At 71.0% G+C, this 5,604-nt stretch carries 4 protein-coding genes; all 4 read right to left on the bottom strand.

Going from position 1 to position 5,604, the window contains the following annotated elements; translation table 11 throughout:
• Positions 1–1,004, bottom strand: a 1,004-nt coding sequence (locus ACFU8Q_RS38440; protein WP_384463904.1) for a phytoene desaturase family protein, incomplete at its 3' end; no start/stop codon positions are given.
• Between the two features lie 52 nt (positions 1,005–1,056).
• Positions 1,057–3,303 carry a tetratricopeptide repeat protein gene (locus ACFU8Q_RS38445; protein WP_384463907.1) on the bottom strand — a complete coding sequence of 749 codons (2,247 nt, stop codon included), beginning with the start codon at positions 3,301–3,303 and terminating at the stop codon, positions 1,057–1,059.
• A gap of 27 nt (positions 3,304–3,330) precedes the next feature.
• Complete coding sequence (locus ACFU8Q_RS38450; protein ID WP_384463910.1) at positions 3,331–4,218, bottom strand: oxygenase MpaB family protein; 888 nt, start codon at positions 4,216–4,218, stop codon at positions 3,331–3,333.
• Positions 4,219–4,499: 281 nt separating this feature from the next.
• The gene (locus ACFU8Q_RS38455) at positions 4,500–5,489 is read right to left on the bottom strand and encodes a helix-turn-helix domain-containing protein (RefSeq protein ID WP_384463913.1); all 990 of its coding nucleotides are present in this window, start codon (positions 5,487–5,489) and stop codon (positions 4,500–4,502) included.
• Between the last annotated feature and the right edge of the window lie 115 nt (positions 5,490–5,604).

Consider the following 5,604-nt stretch of genomic DNA (forward strand, 5'->3'; position numbering starts at 1 on the left):
GTGCCGGCGAAGGCCTCGCGGGGGTCGACGGAGCGGTCACGCAGTCGGGGCAGCCGGGTGAGCAGCATGTTCACCTTCAGCTGCGCGCCCTCGGCCGGGGCGGGCGGTTCCTCGCCGAGGAGCGCGGCGAGCGCCTGCGGCGAGGCGTTGACGAGGACCCGGCGGGCCGTGACGACGTGTTCCGCGTCGGGTGAGCGGACGGTGATCTCGGCCCGGGTCCCGTCGGTGTCGATCCGGGTCGCCTCGTGCCGTACCCGGATCTGTGCCCCGGCTGCGAGGGCGGCCCGGGCGAGGGCGTCGGTGAGGGCGCCCATGCCGCCGACCGGGACGTCCCAGTCGCCGGTACCGCCGCCGATCACGTGATAGAGGAAGCAGCGGTTCTGGAGCAGGGACGGGTCGTGCGCGTCGGCGAAGGTGCCGATCAGGGCGTCCGTGAGAACGACCCCGCGTACGAGGTCGTCGCGGAAGTTCTCCTCGACGGCGACACCGACGGGCTCCTCGAAGAGTGCCCGCCAGGCCTCCCTGTCACCGATCCGCTCGCGCAAGGCGTCACGGGTGGGCAGGGGTTCGGTGAGGGTCGGGAAGACCCGCTCGGCAACGCGTCGCGTCATGCCGTAGAAGCGCTGCCACGCCTCGTACTCCCGGTCCGATCCGGTGAGCGCGGCGAAGGAGTCCCGGGTACGGTCCCCGCCGACGAGCAGCCCGGTGGCACGGCCGCCGCGCACGGTCGGGGTGTACGACGAGACGGTCCGCTTGCGTACGGCGAAGTCCAGACCGAGATCGCGGACGATCTTCCGCGGCAACAGGGACACGAGGTACGAGTAGCGCGACAATCGGGCGTCGACGCCGTCGAAGGGGCGGGTGGAGACGGCCGCTCCCCCGGTGGTGGCGAGGCGTTCAAGGACCAGGACGGACTGTCCGGCGCGGGCGAGGTAGGCGGCGGCGACGAGACCGTTGTGGCCACCGCCCACGATCACCGCGTCATAGCTGTCGGGTGCGTGCATGGCCCTTCGTAACACGGGATGTGATCCCCTGACCAGAGGCGGTGGCGACGGGTCAGCCCGGCGGTGCGTCCCGTCCCCGGCGCAGTGCCGCGACCCTGCGGTACAGCTCGACGGCCTCCGGGCCCCGGCCGAGTTGCTCCAGGCAGTGCGCCTCGTCGTTGCGTGCGGCGAGGGTGTCGGGGTGGTCGGCGCCGAGAACGCGTTCGCGGGCTTCGGCGACCTCGCGGTAGACGGTGAGGGCGTCGGCCCAGCGGCCGAGCCAGCCGAGGCCGACAGCGATCTCCCGGCGGCTGACGAGGGTGTCCGGGTGGGCTGCGCCCAGGACGCGTCCGCGGATCGCGGTCACGTCGCGCGCCTCGGCGAGCGCCTCCTCCCAGCGGGCCAGCCGCCCCAGGTTCACGCCGAGGCCGTGGCGGGCGCGGAGCGTCTCGGGGTCGGTGGGGCCGCCCATCCTCGTCCGGTCGTCGACGAGGGCGCGGTACAGCTCCAGGGCCTCCGCGCTGCGGCCCAGACGGCCGAGGCTGATACCGATCTCGTACCGGGCGGACAGGGTGTCGGGATGGTCGGCGCCGAGCGCCCGGGCCCGGGCGCGGGCGACTTCCCGGTAGGTCTGCAGGGCCTCCGTCCAGCGCCCCAGCCGGCCGAGCGTGTAGGCCACTTCGTAGAGCGTGACCAGGGTGTCGGGGTGGTCGGCGCCCAGCAGGCGGGTGCGGGCGGATGCCACGTCCCTGGCCATCCGGTAGGAGTCCTCCAGGCGGCCGAGCCTGCTGAGGTTGAAGGCGAGGTTGTGGCGGCAGCGCAGAGTGTCGGGATGGTCGGGGCCCATCGTCCGTTCCCTGGAGCCGAGGACCGCCGCGTACGCCTGGTGGGCCTCGAAGTGCCGGCCGAGCCGGCCGAGGACGTACGCCATCTCCTGGCGGGCCGCGAGGGTCTCCGGGTGGTCGGGGCCCAGGGCGTGTTCCCGGCCCTGGGCGACGCGGCCGAACTCCCGCAGCGCGTCGGACGCGCGCCCGGTACGGCTGAGAGTGAAGGCGACCTCGTACCGGCTGGAGAGCGTGTCGGGATGGTCGGGGCCCAGCGCGTGCTCGCGTTCGGCGGCCACCGCGCGGTGCACCTCGCCGGCCTCCTCCCAGTGCCCGAGCCGGCCCAGGTTGAGGCCCGCGCTGTGCCGGTTGGCGAGGACGGAGAGCAGTTCCGGGGACGGGGTCGGCCGCTCGGCCCTGGGCAGCGGCAGCTCTCCGGTGAGGTGCCGCAGGTCGGTGCCGGTGGTCCACTCGCCGGTGAGGCCCGCGGAGTGGTCGGGCGGGGCGAGCCCGAGGCGGGCGCCGGTCGCCTTGTGTCCGGTGGTCATGCCGCGGGTCCAGGCCGGCAGTTGCTGTCCCGGCCGTACCACGGGAACGGGTGGCGCGAGCCGTACCTGCCCCGTGGGCTGGAGCTGCGGCTGCTCGCCGGTGCGGCCGGCGGCGATCCGCTGTCGCAGGTCACCCGCGTCGACGGGCCGCTCCTCGGGGGTCTTGGCCAGCAGTTCCAGGACGACGTGGTCGAAGAATCCGGGCAGTTCGGCCCGGTGGGTACGCAGTGGTTCGGGCTGGGTGTCGCGGTGTCCGACCAGGACGGCCCAGGTGTCGTCGAGGTCGAACGGCGGTGCTCCGGTGGCGATCTCGTACAGGACGCAGCCCAGTGAGTACAGGTCGCTGCGGTGGTCGACGAGGCCGCCGCTGATCTGCTCCGGCGACATGTAGTGCGGGGTCCCCATGGCGATGCCCGTGCCGGTGAGGCGGGAGGTGAAGCCGATGTCGTGGCCGAGCCTGGCGATGCCGAAGTCGCAGATCTTCACCGTGCCGTCGGTGAGGCGCATGATGTTGGCGGGCTTGAGGTCGCGGTGCACGATGCCCTGCTGGTGGGTGTAGCCGAGGGCGTCGGCGACCTGTTCGGCGATGTCGACGATGTCGGGCACCGGCAGCGGATGCTGTTTGTTGTCCTCCAGGAGCTGGCTGAGGTTGCGGCCGTCGAGGAGCTCCATCACCAGATAGAGGACGCCCTCGTGCTCACCGAAGTCATGGACGACGGTGACGCCGCGGTGCTGGAGCGCGGCGGCGACGCGGGCCTCGCGGCGGAAGCGTTCGCGCAGGATGCGGGTGAAGGACCGGTCGTGCTGGGGTCCCATCGGCTTGAGGCATTTGACGGCCACGTGGCGGCCGAGCGACTCGTCGCGGGCGCGCCACACCTCGCCCATTCCGCCGCGCCCGATCAGATCGAGCAGTCGGTACCGGCTCTGGATCAGCCTGGTGTCCGCCATCGCCTGCTGTCGCCCCCGTAGCTTCGCCTACCTCGGTGCCCTCCCCGGCCCGTCCAGTATGGCGGCCCGGCTGCGCAGTTTGTACGGGGTGGGGCGGCTGCCCGGACCGAGTCGGGCCATCGCGTTCAGGATATGGCCGGGCGGGAGTTGCCAGCGGAGCCGGGACGGAATGCGGCGCAGAGCGGTTCCGGTGGTGCGCAGCCGCCGGTCGACGGTGCGCACGGACCCCACGGGTCTGCCGTAGAGCTCATGGGCGTACGGGGGCAGGGACTGGTAGGCGAGTGCCGCGACGCGCCGCCACAGCAGTGCGCGCGCCGGTACGAGCAGTGCGTGGACGGGTGGCCGGCGCAGGAAGTCGTCGACGTCCAATGCCTCGGGGGACGCGGCGAGTTGTGGCCGCACCCGTTCGAAGTAGGCGGCGAGCTGCGCGGTGGTGGCCGGTACGTCGGCGGGGTCGAGGCCGACGAGCCGGGCGCTGTGGCGGTGCTCGTCGACGTAGCGGTCGGCCTGGGCGTCGGTGAGCGGGAAGCCGGAGCGGCGTTCGACCTGGAGGTAGGAGTCGACCTCGGCGCAGTGCACCCACAGCAGCAGCTCGGGTTCGTCGACGCCGTACGTCTCCCCGGTGGCCGGGTCGGTGGCCTTGAGGAGCCGGTGGATCCGGCGGACCCGGGCGCCCGCCTTCTCGGCCGCTTCGGTGGTGCCGTAGGTGATCGTTCCGACGAAGCCGGCCGTGCGCATCAGCCGCCCCCAGGCGTCCTCACGGAAGTCGGAGTTCTGCATGACGCCGCGTACGGCGCGCGGGTGCAGCGCCTGGAGGTAGAGCGCACGCACTCCGGCGACCCACATCATCGGATCGCCGTGCATCTGCCAGGTGACGGATTCGGGTCCGAAGAGCCCCGGGTCGCCGTCCACCATGTCGCCCGCACCTCCCACCGTCCACACGACGACCGACAATCGGCCCCGATCGGGCCGGAGTTCACCCTCGATGATATCGCGGCCCCCTGCGCCACCGCGGGACACGACCGGGCCAGGACGCACATTCGAGTCCCGCTCGTTCGGCAACCACGATCCTGAGGAGGCCGTCGTCCAGTGGGAATGCCTCTTTGTCGGCGGCGGCTTCGAGGAACTTGTCCATGCCGGTGAGCCACGTATCGTTGCGGTGAACGTCCTCGGCCGGTGGGCCGGTGTTCCGGGAGTCAGCTGCCGTCCTGCTCGGCGTCGAGCCAGCCCAGCCGTGCCGCACGGAAGCCCAGCTGCATGCGATTCTGCGCTTTCGCGGTGTCCATCATCTGACGGATCCGGCGCTGCACCGTCCGCATGGAGGTGCGCAGTTGGGTGGCGATCGCTTGGTCGGTGAGGCCGGTCAGCAACAGGCTGAGTATCTGTGCACCCAGATCATCGATGGCGGGCGCCTTCTGCAAGGTACCCGCAGAGGTGGCGAACGGCGTTGCCTTATCCCATTCGGACTCGAACAGTGCAATCAGCGCGTCGAGCAGGCTGCACTCGTGCACGAGCAGGGCTCCAGCCTTCGCGGCATTGGCGGAACCGAGGAGTGGAACAATGGCCAACTCGCCGTCCACGATGAAAAGTTTGAGTGGTACTGAATCGGCGATCCGGACCACTTCTCCAGCGGCCCGCGCTTGGATGATTTCGTCGAACGACGGAGCTCCCCCGTCGAGCATCGAGCGTTCAACTATCACGCGGTAGCGGACGCCCCGCTCCATGACCGCGTCGTCGGTCATGTTGCCGGGCGAAAAGAACGGCGCCTTGACGAAGTTCATGACCTCTTTCCGTGCGCCGAGTTGTATGTGTCCGACGCGCTCGCGGATGGCCTCGGTGCCGTGGATCACATCGACGACCTCCGATGCGCCGCGCCCGAGAGTGGCCGCGCGGTAGATTTCGTCGAGGGAGTCGAGTTCGAGTTTCGCCAGATTGAGCTCGTTCTGTCGCTGGATCAGGGGCGCCCGCAGCGCCGCCGCCGGTGGGGTGGCGACGAACCGTGTGGTGTCGCCGAGGCTGCGCGCGACGAGCCCCCGGTCTTCGAGCCTGTTGAGGATGCCCACCACCTGACGGATGTCGCAGCCGATGAGTTCGGCGAGTCCGGTGGGCGTGGCGGAGGCGACCGAGACCAGAATGCGGTAGGTGTCTGCCTCTTCGGGGGTAAGTCCCAGCACGTCTGACAGCATGATGTCTCTCCGTCGGTACTCCGGCCTGGCGTCTGTGTCGTGGAACGAATTCGCCGGCCTCCCTTCACCACCAGGGCGGGGCCACCGGAATGCGGATCCGTGTATGCCGTTGGTC

This window comes from Streptomyces sp. NPDC057543, assembly GCF_042801895.1.
Lineage (GTDB): Bacteria > Actinomycetota > Actinomycetes > Streptomycetales > Streptomycetaceae > Streptomyces.

Coding starts and splice junctions, on each gene's coding strand:
- ACFU8Q_RS38445 (WP_384463907.1), bottom strand. CDS start 3,303: ATGGCGGACACCAGGCTGATCCAGAGCCGGTACCGACTGCTCGATCTG.
- ACFU8Q_RS38450 (WP_384463910.1), bottom strand. CDS start 4,218: ATGGTGGACGGCGACCCGGGGCTCTTCGGACCCGAATCCGTCACCTGG.
- ACFU8Q_RS38455 (WP_384463913.1), bottom strand. CDS start 5,489: ATGCTGTCAGACGTGCTGGGACTTACCCCCGAAGAGGCAGACACCTAC.